The organism is Streptococcus infantis (genome assembly GCF_047460875.1).
In the GTDB taxonomy this organism is placed as follows: domain Bacteria; phylum Bacillota; class Bacilli; order Lactobacillales; family Streptococcaceae; genus Streptococcus; species Streptococcus infantis_AA.
In genome coordinates this window covers 1-15,789 of sequence record NZ_JASHFI010000013.1, presented here as the reverse complement: position 1 = coordinate 15,789, position 15,789 = coordinate 1, and the positions used below count along the sequence as shown (strand labels likewise).

17 protein-coding genes and 1 pseudogene are annotated in these 15,789 nt (G+C 40.5%); 1 reads left to right on the top strand and 17 read right to left on the bottom strand.

What is annotated here, in order from left to right; all coding sequences use genetic code 11:
- From metA to cdaA, 11 genes are all read right to left on the bottom strand, one after another.
- Positions 1–945 carry a homoserine O-acetyltransferase MetA gene (metA, locus tag QM887_RS08695; RefSeq protein WP_075230842.1) on the bottom strand — a complete coding sequence of 315 codons (945 nt, stop codon included), beginning with the start codon at positions 943–945 and terminating at the stop codon, positions 1–3.
- Positions 946–1,135: 190 nt separating this feature from the next.
- On the bottom strand, positions 1,136–1,648 hold the full coding sequence (locus QM887_RS08690; protein WP_414271277.1) for an adenine phosphoribosyltransferase: 513 nt from the start codon (positions 1,646–1,648) through the stop codon (positions 1,136–1,138).
- 129 nt (positions 1,649–1,777) lie between these two features.
- The gene (locus QM887_RS08685) at positions 1,778–2,386 is read right to left on the bottom strand and encodes a hypothetical protein (RefSeq protein ID WP_414271276.1); all 609 of its coding nucleotides are present in this window, start codon (positions 2,384–2,386) and stop codon (positions 1,778–1,780) included.
- Positions 2,386–4,254, bottom strand: a complete 1,869-nt coding sequence (locus tag QM887_RS08680; RefSeq protein ID WP_414271275.1) for an ABC-F family ATP-binding cassette domain-containing protein — start codon at positions 4,252–4,254, stop codon at positions 2,386–2,388. The genes QM887_RS08685 and QM887_RS08680 overlap by 1 nt, the downstream gene beginning before the upstream one ends.
- Positions 4,251–5,450, bottom strand: a complete 1,200-nt coding sequence (locus tag QM887_RS08675; protein ID WP_414271274.1) for a CCA tRNA nucleotidyltransferase — start codon at positions 5,448–5,450, stop codon at positions 4,251–4,253. The genes QM887_RS08680 and QM887_RS08675 overlap by 4 nt, the downstream gene beginning before the upstream one ends.
- Positions 5,447–6,214 carry a 4-hydroxy-tetrahydrodipicolinate reductase gene (gene dapB / locus QM887_RS08670; protein ID WP_414271273.1) on the bottom strand — a complete coding sequence of 256 codons (768 nt, stop codon included), beginning with the start codon at positions 6,212–6,214 and terminating at the stop codon, positions 5,447–5,449. The genes QM887_RS08675 and dapB overlap by 4 nt, the downstream gene beginning before the upstream one ends.
- Positions 6,215–6,271: 57 nt before the next feature.
- Positions 6,272–7,120 carry a DegV family protein gene (locus QM887_RS08665; protein ID WP_414271272.1) on the bottom strand — a complete coding sequence of 283 codons (849 nt, stop codon included), beginning with the start codon at positions 7,118–7,120 and terminating at the stop codon, positions 6,272–6,274.
- A gap of 3 nt (positions 7,121–7,123) precedes the next feature.
- The gene (locus QM887_RS08660; RefSeq protein WP_001050083.1) at positions 7,124–7,498 is read right to left on the bottom strand and encodes a DUF1149 family protein; all 375 of its coding nucleotides are present in this window, start codon (positions 7,496–7,498) and stop codon (positions 7,124–7,126) included.
- A 65-nt stretch (positions 7,499–7,563) separates the two neighbouring features.
- On the bottom strand, positions 7,564–8,913 hold the full coding sequence (gene glmM, locus QM887_RS08655; RefSeq protein WP_414271271.1) for a phosphoglucosamine mutase: 1,350 nt from the start codon (positions 8,911–8,913) through the stop codon (positions 7,564–7,566).
- A 26-nt stretch (positions 8,914–8,939) separates the two neighbouring features.
- Positions 8,940–9,731, bottom strand: a complete 792-nt coding sequence (locus tag QM887_RS08650) for a YbbR-like domain-containing protein (RefSeq protein ID WP_414271270.1) — start codon at positions 9,729–9,731, stop codon at positions 8,940–8,942.
- On the bottom strand, positions 9,718–10,575 hold the full coding sequence (gene cdaA / locus QM887_RS08645; protein ID WP_281334689.1) for a diadenylate cyclase CdaA: 858 nt from the start codon (positions 10,573–10,575) through the stop codon (positions 9,718–9,720). The genes QM887_RS08650 and cdaA overlap by 14 nt, the downstream gene beginning before the upstream one ends.
- A gap of 134 nt (positions 10,576–10,709) precedes the next feature.
- On the opposite strand from cdaA, the gene QM887_RS08640 reads away from it, so the two are divergent.
- Positions 10,710–11,678 carry an NAD(P)/FAD-dependent oxidoreductase gene (locus tag QM887_RS08640; protein ID WP_414271269.1) on the top strand — a complete coding sequence of 323 codons (969 nt, stop codon included), beginning with the start codon at positions 10,710–10,712 and terminating at the stop codon, positions 11,676–11,678.
- A gap of 33 nt (positions 11,679–11,711) precedes the next feature.
- Here QM887_RS08640 and whiA read toward each other — a convergent pair whose 3' ends face one another.
- The 6 genes and pseudogenes from whiA to QM887_RS08610 form a co-directional block, all read right to left on the bottom strand.
- Positions 11,712–12,623 carry a DNA-binding protein WhiA gene (gene whiA, locus QM887_RS08635; RefSeq protein ID WP_414271268.1) on the bottom strand — a complete coding sequence of 304 codons (912 nt, stop codon included), beginning with the start codon at positions 12,621–12,623 and terminating at the stop codon, positions 11,712–11,714.
- On the bottom strand, positions 12,620–13,597 hold the full coding sequence (locus tag QM887_RS08630; protein WP_414271267.1) for a YvcK family protein: 978 nt from the start codon (positions 13,595–13,597) through the stop codon (positions 12,620–12,622). The genes whiA and QM887_RS08630 overlap by 4 nt, the downstream gene beginning before the upstream one ends.
- Positions 13,594–14,484, bottom strand: coding sequence for an RNase adapter RapZ (gene rapZ / locus QM887_RS08625; protein ID WP_414271266.1), 891 nt, complete (start codon positions 14,482–14,484; stop codon positions 13,594–13,596). Before rapZ ends, QM887_RS08630 begins: the two co-directional genes overlap by 4 nt.
- Before the next feature lie 51 nt (positions 14,485–14,535).
- A complete protein-coding gene (locus tag QM887_RS08620) occupies positions 14,536–14,916 on the bottom strand; it encodes a RidA family protein (RefSeq protein ID WP_001140424.1) in 381 nt (126 codons plus the stop codon).
- 9 nt (positions 14,917–14,925) lie between these two features.
- Positions 14,926–15,513, bottom strand: coding sequence for a ribosome biogenesis GTP-binding protein YihA/YsxC (gene yihA / locus QM887_RS08615; RefSeq protein WP_049494688.1), 588 nt, complete (start codon positions 15,511–15,513; stop codon positions 14,926–14,928).
- Positions 15,514–15,521: 8 nt separating this feature from the next.
- Positions 15,522–15,789: pseudogene (locus QM887_RS08610) on the bottom strand (ATP-dependent Clp protease ATP-binding subunit ClpX); the annotation flags it as partial.

Sequence of the window (15,789 nt, the reverse complement as noted above, 5' to 3'; positions counted from 1 at the left end):
TTATAAATATCCAAAATGAGATACATCTTCTTCTGCACTCTTCCACTCAAAAGGCGTTTCTTGGTAAACTGCATAATTTACCCAGTTACTGAAAAAGAGAGCTGCTGAGGAACTCCAACGCATACAAGGAAGTTCATGGATGTCATCATTTTTGAAATAATTTTCTGGTATATGGGGATCTAAACCAGCATCTAGATCTCTAAAATATTCCTTGGCTAACGTATCACGATCATACTCCAAATGCCCAAAGCTATAGACTTCTCTCAAATCTCGACTCGCAAGGATAGAGACTCCTACCTCTTCTCCTGATGCTAAAATCTCTAGATTTGTTTTGTTTAGAATATCTTCTTTGTGGACTTCTGTATGGCGAGAATGAGGGGATACATATAAATCATCAAAACCTCTCAGTAGAAGATGACCTTCTTTCAAAACATCTTGAGAATAAATCCCAGAAAGCTTCTGGTCCATCTGGTATTTATCTACGCCATAGCGATAGTATAGACCCGCTTGTGCTCCCCAGCAAATATACAGGGTTGAAAAGACATGAGTCTTAGACCAATCGATAACCTTAGTAAATTCCTCCCAATAGTCCACTTCTTCAAAAGGGAGATGTTCAACTGGAGCACCTGTAATAATCAAGCCATCAAAATACTGGTCTTGAACTTCTGAGAAGGTCTTATAAAAAGTCTTCATATGCTCAGAACGAGTTGTTTTCGACTGATGACTTTCCATATATAAAAATTCAATATCTAACTGCAAAGGAGTATTGGCTAAATGGCGTAAAAGCTGAGTTTCTGTAACCATTTTCAGTGGCATCAAGTTTAAAATCAGAATTTTCAGTGGTCGAATATCCTGATGAGCCGCCCTCTGGTCATCCATGACGAAAATATTTTCCGTTCGTAAAATCTCAACTGCTGGTAATTTTTTATCAATTCGAATCGGCATAGAAATCTCCTTACTGTATCATATTGGACTCAAGTAAACATGGTATCGTCAACGGGAAAAATGCTGACGTTTCTCTTTCCCTTTATTATACTGTATGAAGATATAGTTTTCAATTATAGTTTTTCTCTAACTAGATATAGCTTATTTTTATATCAAATGAAGAGAAAACAGCCCTAGGGACTGTTTTTCATTAATAATGCATCAGCACTTTATAGTCGTAATCTCCGATAGCTTCACGACCTTTGAGTTCATCCAGTTCGATCAAGAAGGCACAACCTGCTACGACTCCACCCAATTTTTCAATCATTTCGATGGTTGCTTTAACAGTACCACCTGTTGCCAAGAGGTCATCTACGATAAGAACACGTTGTCCTGGTTTGATAGCATCTGCGTGCATAGTCAAAGTGTCAACTCCATATTCTTTTTCGTAGTCCGCTGAAATGACTTCACGTGGCAACTTGCCAGGTTTACGAACAGGCGCAAAACCAATTCCCAACTCAAAAGCGACTGGACATCCAACGATAAATCCACGCGCTTCTGGTCCAACAATCATATCGATTTTTTTGTCAGTAGCGTATTGGACGATTTCACGAACAGCATAGCTGTAGGCATTACCATCAGCCATCAAGGGACTGATATCACGGAAGACAATTCCTTCCTTAGGGTAGTTTTCAATGGTTGCAATGTAATCTTTTAAGTTCATAGCATTTCTTTCTTTTAAAATTTTTACTCTCTATTATAACACATTTCTTAGAAAAGAGAAATAGAAAGAAACCCTGGAAAGCCAGTCCAAGGTTTCAACGCTATTCTTTAATGTTGCGAATGGAATGACTCAATAAAATCTTTTCTTCTTTTTACTTTTAGATTTGAATTTGGATTTTTGATGGCCTTGACGATTTTGTTGGATGCGCCACTCTCGCTCATAGTAAGACATGGTTTCAAATACTCTCTCTGGCAAACCAACATCCAGTAAATGAATCGGAATTATCAAGTCGACAGCAGGTTTAGCACTTGAAAATTTACTTCGTAGTCGATTCCATAGAGATTTCGTTTTTACAAGGTCTTTGTCAAAAAAACAAACTTCAATCTGGTAAAAATCCCTCGAACTTCTACCACCCTTAATTCTCAATGTTTCTACCTGGTCCCAGGAATAAAACTGCCAGTCTTTTTTAGGATGTGGCTTATAGGAAAAACCTTGAGCTGTACATTTTAAATACTCTTTATCTGATAGAAGAATCTGTATTCGTTCATACAAGAGCCATCCAACAATGATGATTAAGAATAAGACAAAGAGTCTTAGTGCTACTAATCCAATAGCTACTTCTTTGGGATAGGTCATCATAAAATATAGGATCCAAAGCAAAAAAGCTAAATCCACAAAGCAGAGTACAATATTCCAAATGATTTTCCTACTACTCCATTTGATGATTTTCTCTTTCATTAAGCCAACTCACTTAAATATTCATAGCGTTCATATTTTTCAAGCAAGGCTTCATTCTTTTCGTCTAACTCTTTTTGAAGAGTAGCTAGCTTCCCAAAGTCAGAGCTATTTGCCTGCATCTCTTCTTCAATCTCAGAAATACGGTTCTCCAAGTTTTCGATATCGCCTTCAATACTTGCCCACTCCTGCTTTTCTTGGTAGGTCATGCGTTTCTTTTCTTCACGGACTTTGACGACTTTTTCCTTCTCAGCCTTTTGAACTTGGCTTTTTGTTTCTGCTTCAAAGGCCTTTTCATCCAGATAGTCAGTATAATGTCCAAAGAAAGGACGAATCTTCCCATTCTCAAAAGCTAGAATCTTGGTTGCTACCTTATCAAGGAAATAACGATCGTGACTAACAGTTAAAACTGGACCAGCAAAACCTTGTAAGAAATTTTCTAGAACAGTTAAGGTCGCAATATCTAAATCATTTGTTGGCTCGTCCAAAAGAAGCACATTGGGTTTTTCCAAGAGCAATTTGAGGAGATACAGGCGTTTTTTCTCTCCACCAGATAACTTTTCAATCAAGGTCCCATGTGTTGATCGTGGAAAGAGGAACTGTTCTAATAACTCCGCGATAGAGGTCGTAGAGCCACCACTAGTCTTAACCTCTTCTGCCACTTCTTGCAGGTAATTGATAACTCGCTTGCTTTCATCCAAGCCTTCGATTTGTTGAGAGAAATAAGCGATGCGAACTGTTTCACCGATGATAACTTGTCCTTCAGTCGCTTCAAGTCTTCCTGCAATAAGGTTAAGAAGGGTTGACTTCCCAACACCATTGTCCCCGACGATTCCGATACGGTCTTTGGCTTGTACCAAAAGATTAAAATGGTTCAGAATCGGTTTATCGTCATAGGCAAAGGAAACATCCTTAAACTCGATAACTTTTTTACCGATACGGCTAGTTTCAAAATTCATGCTCAAGTCTGTCTCAACACTAGTATCAGAAACCTCCTTTTTCAAGTCATGGAATCGATTGATACGTGCTTGTTGCTTGGTTGCACGAGCCTGTGGTTGTCTGCGCATCCAGGCCAATTCCTGCTTATAAAGTTGCTCTTTTTTATGAAGAAGTGCAGCATCACGCTCATCCTGTTCCGCCTTGAGGCGAACATAGTCCTGATAATTGCCCTGATATTCTGTCAAACCAGCACGGTCCAACTCGAAAATTCGCGTCGAAAGCGCATCTAGGAAATAACGATCGTGGGTGATGAAGAGGACGGTCTTCTTGGAATTTTTCAAAAAGAGAGTCAGCCATTCAATGGTCGCAATGTCCAGATGGTTGGTAGGCTCATCAAGAAGCAAAAGATCATGGTTGCCCAAAAGGACTTGCGCCAACTGAATCCGTCTTCGCAGACCACCTGACAATTCTCCAACAGGAGTTGATAAGTCTTGAATGCCTAGTTTACTGAGAACAGTCTTGACCTGACTCTCGATTTCCCAAGCTTGGAGGGAGTCCATCTCCGCCATAACCCTTTCCAAACGTGCCTGTTTGTCCTCACTGTAGTTGAGCATAAGAAGTTCATACTCACGAATGAGCTGGATTTCCTTGAGATCACTAGATAGGACCGTATCCAAGACAGTCTTGTTGTCATCAAAATCTGGGTCCTGAGTCAAGTAGCCAATTTTGTAATCATTTTTTGCCGAAAAAGGGCTTACGTCACCATCAAAACCAGAGATTCCCGAAAGGACATCCAAAAGAGTTGTCTTCCCTGTCCCATTGACACCGATAAGACCGATGCGATCCAAGTCATGGATAATAAAGGAAATATCCTTAAAGACAGTCTTGTCTCCAACGGATTTACTTAGTTTTTCAACAATAAAATCACTCATTTTTTCTCCCTCAAGTAGGCATGAATAGCTTCCAAGTTATTTTCCAAATCTCCATCTACAATAGCATACTCAATCTCTGCTAAAATTTCTCCCATTTCTGGTCCTGGTTGATAGCCATATTCTTTGATCAAAATCCCACCATTGATTTGAATTTCTTTCTTATCATGGATGGTTAGGCTGTGGTAAGTCTCTTCGATAGCCTGTGGATTGACTTCTTTTCCTTGAGACTGACGAAGATTTTCAGCCTGTAAAAGCAAATCTAGATCAAAGCGGTAACAATCGCGCTTGCTTAGTTCTCCTTCTTCACGAAGTTCTAAGATTGTTAGCAAATCTTGAACTTGCTTGGCAAATTGACGCGAAGTTTTCCAATGTTTCAAAAATTGTTGAGCATCTTCCACTTCTAAAACCCATAAAAGTGCTGCCCAGGCTTGTTCAGAAGATTCAAAGGTGAAGTTATCTTTTAAGTCAAATAAAGACTGGAGCTTGCCCTGACTATCTGCCATATCTGGAAGATAATCATAAGCTTTACTTGCAATCATAGAAGATAAGCCTACTCTCCAATGAGGGGCTAGTAGAAGTTTATCAAATTCTACAAAAGTACGTTCCACAGAAATTTTCTCTAAGAGTGGCGTTAAGGTCTTCATCGCTTCAAAGGTTTCTGATTCAAGCTCAAATCCTAGACTGGCTTGAAAACGAAAACCACGCATGATGCGTAGGGCATCTTCGTTGAAACGCTCACTAGATACACCAACTGCTCGTAAAACTTGATTTTCTAGATCTCTCAAACCATCAAACAAATCAATGATTTCCCCTGTCTCATCTAAGGCAAAGGCATTAACTGTGAAATCACGTCGTTTGAGGTCCTCTTCTAGCGACCGAACAAAAGAAACTGAACTTGGTCTACGGTAGTCTACATAGACATCTTCTGTTCGAAAAGTGGTCACTTCGTACTCTTCATCTCCGTCTAAAACCAAAACGGTTCCATGTTCAATTCCGATATCAGCTGTGCGTGGAAAAATCTGTTTTGTTTCTTCTGGATAAGAAGAAGTCGCGATATCCACATCATGGATGGGACGATTTAGTAGAGCATCCCTAACAGAGCCTCCAACAAAATAGGCTTCATAGCCTGCTTCTTTAATTTTTTCTAATACTGGTAAAGCCTTCTGAAATTCAGAAGGCATTTGTGTTAATCTCATAATAAGTGTTCTAATCCATAGACAAGCTCATGACGCTTGACAACTTCTTTGATTCCCAAATTCACTCCTGTCATGAAGGAGCTACGATCATAGGAGTCATGACGCAGGGTCAATCCTTCTCCCTGATTTCCAAAAATAACTTCCTGATGGGCCACAAGACCTGGCAAGCGAACTGAGTGAATTCTCATACCATCAAAGTCCGCACCACGCGCACCGGGTATGAGTTCTTCCTCATCACTGGCACCTTGTTGAATTGATTCTCGTACCTCTGCCATCAACTCGGCTGTTTTGATAGCTGTTCCGCTCGGAGCATCTTTTTTCTTGTCATGGTGAAGCTCGATAATCTCCACATTTGGGAAATACTTTGCTGCTTGTGCCGCGAATTGCATGAGCAAGACAGCACCCAAAGCAAAGTTAGGAGCAATCAAGCCACCCAAGTTTTTAGAACGAGAAAATTCTTTTAGCTCTGCAATTTCTTGACTAGTAAAGCCTGTTGTACCAACCACTGGAGCAAAGCCATTTTCAAGAGCAAAACGTGTATTTTCGTAGGCAACTGCTGGTGTCGTAAAGTCCACCCAAACATCTGCATCAAAGCCTACTAAGGCAGCCTTATCATTAAAAATCGGAACTCCCTGCCATTGGGTCTCAGACTCGAAAGGATCTACAACTGCTACTAGTTCTAACTCAGAATCTGACAAAACCATCTGACAAGCAGCTTGGCCCATTTTCCCCTTAAAACCAGCAATAATTACTCGAATACTCATCTCAATCTCAACTCCTGTTTAAGATACAAAGGACCTTAGCTGTCCATGAAAAATAGTCTAGATTATTGGTGTATAGCCCAGAGCAATACTTCCTTCTCCCAGGTGAGTCCCAATAACACTACCGAAGGTTGCAATTGAAACATCCGTAGCTACTCCACCATCGATTAAAAGCTGGCGCAAATCTGTTGCTTTTTGAGGAGCATTCCCGTGAATGACAGTAATCTGGTAATTCCCATTAGCTGTTGCTTCTTTAACAATTTCAACCAAGCGTTTGGCAGCCTTTTTCTCTGTACGAACCTTTTCATATACTTCTATCACACCCTGGTCATTGAAATATAGGATTGGCTTGATACTAAGGAGATTCCCTAAAATGGCCGCACCATTTGAAAGACGTCCCCCCTTAACTAGATGGTCAAGATCATCCACCATAATAAAGGCTGAGGTATTTTCTATCTGTTCAGTTACTTTATCTAAGATAGACTCGAAACCATCTCCCTGTTCTGCCCATTTAAAGACACTCTCAGCCATATAGCCTAAAGGAGCACTTGTAATTCGAGTATCTGGAAAAGCAATGGTCAAACCTTCAAACTCATCCTTCATGTATTGGATATTTTGGTAAAACCCTGAAATTCCAGAAGATAGGAAAAGACCCAAGGCATGTGTGTAGCCTTTAGCTTTTAATGATGATAAAATTTCATCTAACTTGGCAATACTTGGTTGGCTCGTTTTTGGCAATTCGCTTGCTGAAGCCATTTTTTCATAAAATTCTTGAGCGGTTAGATTTACACCTTCAACATACTCCTGTCCATCGATATTCACAGGAATGTCTAGCACAAATAAATCTTCTTTCCGCAAGGTTTCCGCTTGTAGAAAAGCAGACGAGTCTGTTATGACCGCTAATTTCATTTCTTAAAACTCCAAATTAATTCCCGGTAAATCAAGGGCAATTTCTGTTACTTCGTAAGTCAAACGATTAAGCATATCCAAACATGGGCGAGCTAGTGTCTCAACTTCTTCTTGGTTGAAATCACTTGGTTGGTCGACAATACGACCTTCAACATGATTGACTTGAGAAATCGTTCCACTAATGACAAATCTATCAAAGACAATCATAAAGCTCAAAACAACTACCAAAGAAGTAACTTGATTATCTTGATCATGCTGAAGCAACTGGAAGTTTACATCAACCTTAGTTTCAGGTGCTCCATTTTCATTTTCCCATTCAAAGTTACGCGCATCAAAGTGATACTGGCTGACAAATTCTTGTTCACGTTTTAAATTCATTTTCATCTCCATTGGTACAATATAGTTGCCATTGTACCATATTTTTTTATTTTCTGCTAGATTTACTAAATACCAATCTCAGTTTTAACAACTTCAGCAATAGTGTCTACATAGTAGTCTACTTCCTCAGTGGTTGGGGCTTCAGCCATGACACGCAAGAGTGGCTCCGTTCCACTTGGGCGAACGAGGATGCGTCCGTTACCTGCCATCTCTTCTTCCATCTTATCAATAATAGCCTTGATAGCTGGAACTTCCATAGCTTTTTCTTTCATGGCATTTTCCACACGGATATTGACCAATTTTTGTGGGTAAATGGTCACTTCTGAGGCCAATTGAGACAAACTCTTACCTGTTTCTTGCATGATCTTCGTCAATTGAACTGCTGAAAGCTGACCATCACCTGTTGTATTGTAGTCCATCAAGATAACGTGACCTGACTGCTCACCACCGAGATTGTAGCCAGATTTTCTCATTTCTTCAACGACATAGCGGTCTCCAACAGCAGTAACTGCTTTATTGATTCCTTCACGATCCAAGGCCTTATGGAAACCAAGGTTGGACATAACTGTTGTCACAATAGTGTTTTGGGCCAACTGACCTTTTTCAGAAAGGTATTTACCAATAATGTACATAATCTTGTCACCATCGACGATGTCGCCATTTTCATCAACAGCAATTAAACGGTCACTATCCCCATCGAAGGCTAAGCCAATGGCAGATTGACTTTCTTTTACAAGTTCTTGCAAAGCTTCTGGATGAGTTGAACCAACGTTCAAGTTGATATTAAGGCCATCTGGTGTTTCACCGATAACTGTTAATTGAGCACCTAGGTCTGCAAAAATTTGACGAGCACTTGTTGCAGCTGCACCGTTGGCAGTATCCAAGGCCACCTTCATCCCTTCAAGAGGAGTTCCAGTTGAAACAAGGTAGGCTTCGTACTTGCGCAAGCCTTCTGGATAATCAACAACAGTACCTAAACCTTCAGCGCTTGGACGTGGAAGAGTATCTTCACTTGAATCAAGCAAGGCTTCGATTTCTGCTTCTTTGTCATCGTCTAGTTTAAAGCCGTCACCACCAAAGAATTTAATTCCGTTATCAAGGGCTGGGTTATGACTAGCTGAAATCATGACACCTGCACTTGCTCCCTCAGTTTTAACCAAGTATGCTACTGCTGGTGTTGCAAGAACTCCAAGCTTATAAACGTGAATTCCGACTGAAAGGAGACCAGCAATCAAAGCCGCTTCTAGCATTTGACCTGAAATACGTGTGTCGCGTCCTACAAAAACTTTCGGCGCTTCAGTCGTATGTTGACTGAGGACATAACCTCCGAAACGACCAAGTTTAAAAGCCAATTCTGGCGTTAATTCTACGTTTGCTTCTCCACGGACTCCGTCCGTTCCAAAATATTTACCCATTTTTTATCCTTTTCTATTGTGTTTTATTAGTCTTTTTTTGAAGAGTCTGACTTGGTTTCAGAACTAGTTGAAGACGAACTGCCCAAAGATGAGCTTGTCGTTGCTGAGCTAGAACTACTTGCTGATCGAGCTTGTTTCGTTGTTATCTTCATGGTTGTTTCATACGGTGTAATCACCGTTGGTAGAACTGTTCCATTTTTATCAACTGCTTGAAGAGGCACCGAACCAGAGTAATTCCCTGAAATTTGCTCACTCGTTGGTAAAACAGCCACAATCTTATCAATCTTAGACAGGGTGTCAGCATCACTGGTAACTGAAACCCGTTGATCTGAAACTGTCACACTATCAATAAGAATCCGTTCATCAACCTTACCAGAGTCAATCTGTGGAGTGACTGGTAAATTATCCCGTGTTGCTTTCTTCCCAATTTTAACGGTTATTTTCTGCGGTGTTGCTAGGGCTGTTAAACCACTTGGTAGATTCTCAATGGTCAAGGGAACTTCAACGGTTCCTTCTGTCGCCTGTGTTAAATCTGCAGTAACCTTAAATTTACGAGTGCTTTCTTGCATCTCACTAGCCAAGGTTACTCGATTGGATCCAGTCAAAAATACTGTTACTTCTGAACTAAAACCGCTAATAAAATACTGCTCACTATCATACTGAATGTCAATCGGTACATTTACGACTGTATTGGTATAGGTTTCTGTTCGAGCCGGTCTTGCATTATTATTATTTTGATAATTTATAGAGGTAGCGTAAATAAATAAAACGCAAGCAAAGAGGAGTGAGGAGATGATATATAAACTATTTTTTTTCATTCTTCCAGCCTCCTAATATACGCTCTGTTAAGCTTGGCTCTTGTGAATTTTCCGGAATCAGTATACGACGTAGCTCTTCCTCAAATTCTTCCATCGTTAAATCATGCTTAAAGACACCATTATAGGTAATGGAAATACCTCCAGTTTCCTCTGATACCACAAAAGTGAGAGCATCAGAAACCTCAGATAAACCAATGGCTGCACGGTGTCGCGTTCCAAACTCCTTAGAAATACCAGTGTCTTCAGTAAGTGGAAGATAAGCAGATGTTACAGCTATTCGATCACCTTTTATAATGACTGCACCATCATGTAAAGGTGTGTTTGGAATGAAGATATTGATTAAGAGTTCTGCAGAAATCTTAGCATCTAAAGGAATCCCCGTGGAAATATATTCCTGCAAGGTTCTGACACGCTGAACTGATACAAGTGCTCCAATTTTTCGCGGGCTCATATATTCAACTGCTTTAACAAAGGCCTGAATCATCTGTTCTTCTGAACTCATTGGTGTACTTGAAAAGAAATCAGTCGCACGTCCTAATCGCTCTAAACCTGTCCGAATTTCTGGAGAGAAAATAACAACCGCTGCGATAACACCGTAAGTAATCAATTGATTGATCAACCAAGAAATAGTCGTCAAGCCCAGAGTATTTGCTACTATCTGAGCTAAGATAAAGACTAAAACCCCTCGAACCAGGATCATAATCTTGGTTCCTGCAATTGATTTTGTAAATTGGTATAAGATATAGGCAACGATAAGAATATCAATCACATTTATCAGAATACTCCAAGGACTGGAAAACAAACTAGACCAGTATTGAAGATTAGATAATTGCTGAAAATTCATTCTAGGCCTCCTCTCCATAAAAAAGCTACTCTTCATTATATCATTTTATATGAAAATTTTCTTCCCCCTACTTCATTTTAAATTGGTAGAAAATATGATAGAATAAAATGATAGAAATGAATTAAGGAGAAACCATGTCTGAACTATATGATATTACCATTGTAGGAGGTGGACCTGTCGGTCTTTTCGCAGCCTTTTATGCTCACCTTCGTCAAGCCAAAGTACAAATCATCGATTCTCTTCCTCAACTAGGTGGTCAACCTGCCATCCTATATCCTGAAAAACAAATTCTCGATGTTCCAGGTTTTCCAAACCTCACAGGGGAAGAATTGACTAACCGCCTTTTGGAACAACTTGAAGGGTTTGAGACACCTATTCACCTCAATGAAACTGTCCTAGATATAGTAAAAAACGAGGACTATTTTACTATTACTACCAATAAAGGAAGTCACCTGACTAAAACGGTCATTATCGCTATGGGAGGAGGTGCTTTCAAACCACGTCCACTCGAATTAGAAGGTGTTGAAGGCTATGATAATATCCACTACCACGTTTCTAATATTCAACAATATGCTGGTAAGAAGGTAACCATTCTGGGTGGTGGTGACTCAGCCGTTGACTGGGCTTTAGCTTTTGAAAAGATTGCTTCAACTACACTTGTGCACCGTCGCGATAACTTCCGTGCACTTGAGCATAGCGTACAAGCCTTGCAAGAGTCTTCTGTAACTATCAAAACACCATTTGTTCCGAGTCAACTTCTTGGAGATGGAAAAACTTTAGACAAGCTTGAAATTACAAAAGTCAAATCCGATGAAACCGAAACCATTGAATTGGACCACCTCTTTGTCAACTATGGCTTTAAATCTTCTGTCGGTAATCTTAAAAAATGGGGACTTGACCTTAACCGTCACAAGATTATCGTCAATAGCAAGCAGGAGTCTAGCCAAGCTGGAATTTACGCTATCGGTGACTGTTGCTACTACGAAGGTAAGATTGACTTGATTGCGACCGGTCTAGGTGAAGCACCAACTGCTGTTAATAATGCTATCAACTATATCGACCCCGAACAAAAAGTACAACCAAAACACTCTACAAGTCTATAAGAAAAGAACCACGAATTATACGATTCGTGGTTTTTACAATTCCTCTGCGATTTTGTTAATCTTTCTCAGTCGATGATTGACACCACTTTTGGTGAGTGGATTTGTCAGACTATCTGCCAGCTTCTGGATAGAATAGTCTGGATGCTGAATACGCAGACGGGCAACTTCCTGCAAGTCTGCTGGAAGATTATCCAAGCCAATTCTATCTTTGATTTTACTGATATTGTTAATGGTTTTCATACTCGCTGAAACCGTACGAGCAATATTAGCCGTCTCTGCATTATTGGCACGATTGAGATCATTACGAGTTTCTCGGAGAATCTTGACACCTTCAAAAGTATCTCGCGCCTGCATGGCTCCCACCAAAATCAGGAAATCCATAATATCTTCTGCTCGCTGGAGATAGGTCACTGCACCTTTTTTTCGTTCAATCACCTTGGCATCTAACAAAAACTGCTGCAAGAGCGAAGCAATCCCTTGGGCATGATCTAGATAAACTGAACTAATTTCCAGCTGATACTTGCCTGACTCGGGATCACGAATGCTGCCATTCGCTAAGAAGGCGCCACATAGATAGGCACGTCCTGCTTCTTCATCTCCTAAAATATCCGGATCAATCCCTGTCTCCAGGCCGAAGAAAGAATCAGCCAAACGTAAATCCGCTAAAAGTTCTTGGACTCGCTCATCAGTAAATACAGTATAGACGCGATTTTTCCGTAGATTACTTCTCTGATGGTGACGAATTTCTGATTTAATCTCATAGAAGTGCAAAAAAGACTCATAGAGATGACGGGCTAACTTGGCATTTTCTGTCACAACTGACAGGGTTAAGCCAGAAGTCGATAAACCAATACTACCAGACATCTTAATAATGGCAGATAGTTCGTGGCGACTCAGATGGTGCTGACCCAAAATTTCTTCTTTTACTGCAACTGTGAAGCTCATTTTCTCACCTGTATAATGCGCATGAGCTCATCTACGATTAAATCACCATCGTGAAAGGCTCCGCCATTTTCCAAACGTAGGAAGTTAGATGAAATGACACGTGGGACTTGCTTACACAAACCTTCAAAATCATGTTCAACCTGTACTAAATACTCATCAAATCGGTTGGTATCCATATAATCCCTCGGAACCTTCTCGATATTGACGAGTACTGTATCAATAAATGGTCTACCCAAATGACGATGCAAGACTTCTACGTGATCACTATCTGTGAAATGCTCGGTCTCTCCACGCTGGGTCATGATATTGCAGACATAGGCAATTTCAGCCTTGGTTTCCAGAAGCGCCTGACCAATTTCTTCAATAACAATATTAGGCAAAATCGAAGTAAAGAGTGAACCTGGTCCCAAGACAATCATATCACTTTCGAGAATAGTGTTAACCACCCGGCGGCTAGCTTCAGGTTTCTCATCATCAAGCGTATTAGTGACGTAAACATGATCAATCATGCCTGGATGATCAGCAATGTGACTCTCGCCAGCTACCTCTGTCCCATCTTTAAAGACAGCATGGAGTGTCAAAGGATGGTCACTTGATGGGAAAATCTTCCCTGTAGTATGGAAGAATTTACTCAGCAATTGCATGGCATTATAGGTCGAACCCTGCATTTCAGATAATCCAGCTATGATAATGTTTCCTAATGGATGACCAGCAAAAGCACCTGCATCCTCTGAAAAACGGTATTGAAAGACCTTTTCATAGAATTTTGGCATATCTGACATGGCTACAAGGACATTACGCAAATCACCTGGTGGTGTTAACTGTTGAATGTTTTTACGAAGTTCACCTGAAGAACCTCCATCATCAGCAACAGTTACAATCGCTGCGATCTCGACATCCTTTTCCCTTAAACTTTTTAAGATAACGGGGATTCCAGTTCCCCCACCAATCACCGTAATTTTTGGTTTTCTCATGAACGGTTTACCGTTTCCTTTCTTCGGTCTTTATCACGATGACTTTCATTTACAGACCAATTCTTAGACAAATCATTGGCTAAGCGTTTGGCAAATGCAACACTTCGGTGTTGTCCACCAGTACAACCAATCGCAATAGTTAAGACTGATTTTCCTTCTTTTTTATAGCCTGGTAGAATTGGTTCAACCAAGGCTAACAAATGACGGTAGAAATCTTCAGATTCCTCATGTTTCATGACATAGTCGTAAACGGCCTGGTCTTCACCTGTTTGATTACGAAGTTCTGGTTGGTAGTAGGGATTTGGCAAAAAGCGGACATCAAACACTAAGTCAGCATCAATTGGAATGCCGTATTTAAACCCGAAAGACATAACCTCAATACGGAAGGACTGAGCCTGTTCTTGATCTGAAAATTGCTCTGCAATCGTCTTACGAAGTTCACGGGGAGTTAACTCTGTTGTGTCTACTACATTTTGACTCATGTTTTTTAAGGGAGCCAAGAGTTCGCGTTCCAACTTGATCCCGTCCAAGATACGACCATCTGCTGCCAGAGGGTGACTTCTTCTAGTTTCCTTATAGCGTGCCACCAATTCCTTATCAGCAGCATCCAAAAAGAGAATCTTGAAGTCCAAATCATCTTGGTTTTCCAATTCATCCAAGACAGCCTGAATCTCTGAGAAGAAAGAGCGGCTTCGCATATCCACCACTAGGGCTAACTTGTGGTCATCATCCTTGGTCTCTACCAACTGCAAAAACTTTGGCAATAGAGCTGGTGGCATATTATCAATGGTAAAGTAGCCTAAATCTTCAAAGGATTGAATGGCTACAGTTTTCCCTGCACCACTCATCCCTGTTACAATCACCAGGTGAAGTTGTTTCATTGTCATCATAGTCTCCTTATATCAAAAGAAGTTTGGAAGAACCAAACTTCAACTCGCTTATCCAATCTCAGCGATGACTTCAATTTCGACTTTTACATCGCGAGGAAGACGAGCTACTTCTACAGCTGAACGAGCTGGAAATTCCTTGTTAAAGGCTGTTTGGTATACCTCATTAAAAGGTACAAAGTCGTTCATATCGCTCAAGAAACAAGTCGTTTTAACAACATGGTCAAAATCTGTACCTGCTTCTGCCAAAATAGCTCCAATGTTTTTCAAAACTTGTTCAGTCTGTTCTTGAATCGTTTCTCCTACGATTTCTCCAGTTTCAGGAGATAAAGGAACTTGACCGCTAGCAAACAAAAGGTTGCCAACGATTTTTCCTTGAACGTAAGGTCCGATTGCCTTTGGAGCTTTATCTGTATGAATTGTTTTTGCCATATGTATTCCTCACAATTTTTCTAAAATAGCATCCCAAGCCTGGTCCATTCCTGCTTTTGTTACGGATGAAAAGAGGATAAAGTCATCACTTGGATCAAAGTTTAATTTCTTTTTAATAGCTGATTCGTGCTTGTTCCATTTACCGCGCGGAATCTTGTCTGCCTTGGTCGCCACAATGATGACAGGAATCTCATAATATTTAAGAAATTCGTACATCTGTACATCATCTGCTGACGGATCATGGCGAAGGTCAACGAGACTAACCACTGCTCGAAGATTTTCTCGAGTGGTTAAGTACTCCTCAATCATGCGTCCCCATTTTTCGCGTTCCTTTTTGGACACACGGGCATAACCGTAACCAGGCACATCTACAAAACGCATCTTATCATCAATATTAAAGAAATTTAGTAGTTGTGTTTTTCCTGGTTTTCCAGAGGTACGAGCTAGATTTTTTCGATTGAGCATGGTATTGATAAAGCTCGATTTTCCAACATTTGAGCGACCTGCAAGAGCAATTTCAGGAAGTTCATCCTGCGGATAGTGGGACTTATTGGCAGCACTCAGTAAAATCTCAGCATTGTGTGTATTGATTTCCATAGTCACCTCTAGGCTGTCTCTAGGATTGGCTTAGCTGTTCCATCAACTGCTTCTTTTGTGATACGAACAGTTTTCACATTTTCTTGACTTGGAACTTCAAACATAACATCTAGCATGGTTTCTTCGATGATTGAGCGAAGTCCGCGGGCACCAGTCTTACGTTCAATAGCTTTGTTAGCAATCTCTTGGAGAGCCTCATCGTCAAATTCAAGCTCAACATCGTCATATGAAAGCAAGGTCTGGTATTGTTTAACCAAGGCATTTCTTGGTTCCTTC

Coding starts and splice junctions, on each gene's coding strand:
- glmM (WP_414271271.1), bottom strand. CDS start 8,913: ATGGGTAAATATTTTGGAACGGACGGAGTCCGTGGAGAAGCAAACGTA.
- QM887_RS08620 (WP_001140424.1), bottom strand. CDS start 14,916: ATGGCAAAAACAATTCATACAGATAAAGCTCCAAAGGCAATCGGACCT.
- QM887_RS08630 (WP_414271267.1), bottom strand. CDS start 13,597: ATGAGAAAACCAAAAATTACGGTGATTGGTGGGGGAACTGGAATCCCC.
- QM887_RS08665 (WP_414271272.1), bottom strand. CDS start 7,120: ATGAAATTAGCGGTCATAACAGACTCGTCTGCTTTTCTACAAGCGGAA.
- yihA (WP_049494688.1), bottom strand. CDS start 15,513: ATGGAAATCAATACACACAATGCTGAGATTTTACTGAGTGCTGCCAAT.
- cdaA (WP_281334689.1), bottom strand. CDS start 10,575: ATGAATTTTCAGCAATTATCTAATCTTCAATACTGGTCTAGTTTGTTT.
- QM887_RS08685 (WP_414271276.1), bottom strand. CDS start 2,386: ATGAAAGAGAAAATCATCAAATGGAGTAGTAGGAAAATCATTTGGAAT.
- whiA (WP_414271268.1), bottom strand. CDS start 12,623: ATGAGCTTCACAGTTGCAGTAAAAGAAGAAATTTTGGGTCAGCACCAT.
- QM887_RS08650 (WP_414271270.1), bottom strand. CDS start 9,731: ATGAAAAAAAATAGTTTATATATCATCTCCTCACTCCTCTTTGCTTGC.
- dapB (WP_414271273.1), bottom strand. CDS start 6,214: ATGAGTATTCGAGTAATTATTGCTGGTTTTAAGGGGAAAATGGGCCAA.
- metA (WP_075230842.1), bottom strand. CDS start 945: ATGCCGATTCGAATTGATAAAAAATTACCAGCAGTTGAGATTTTACGA.
- QM887_RS08690 (WP_414271277.1), bottom strand. CDS start 1,648: ATGAACTTAAAAGATTACATTGCAACCATTGAAAACTACCCTAAGGAA.
- QM887_RS08640 (WP_414271269.1), top strand. CDS start 10,710: ATGTCTGAACTATATGATATTACCATTGTAGGAGGTGGACCTGTCGGT.
- QM887_RS08680 (WP_414271275.1), bottom strand. CDS start 4,254: ATGAGTGATTTTATTGTTGAAAAACTAAGTAAATCCGTTGGAGACAAG.
- QM887_RS08660 (WP_001050083.1), bottom strand. CDS start 7,498: ATGAATTTAAAACGTGAACAAGAATTTGTCAGCCAGTATCACTTTGAT.
- rapZ (WP_414271266.1), bottom strand. CDS start 14,484: ATGACAATGAAACAACTTCACCTGGTGATTGTAACAGGGATGAGTGGT.
- QM887_RS08675 (WP_414271274.1), bottom strand. CDS start 5,450: ATGAGATTAACACAAATGCCTTCTGAATTTCAGAAGGCTTTACCAGTA.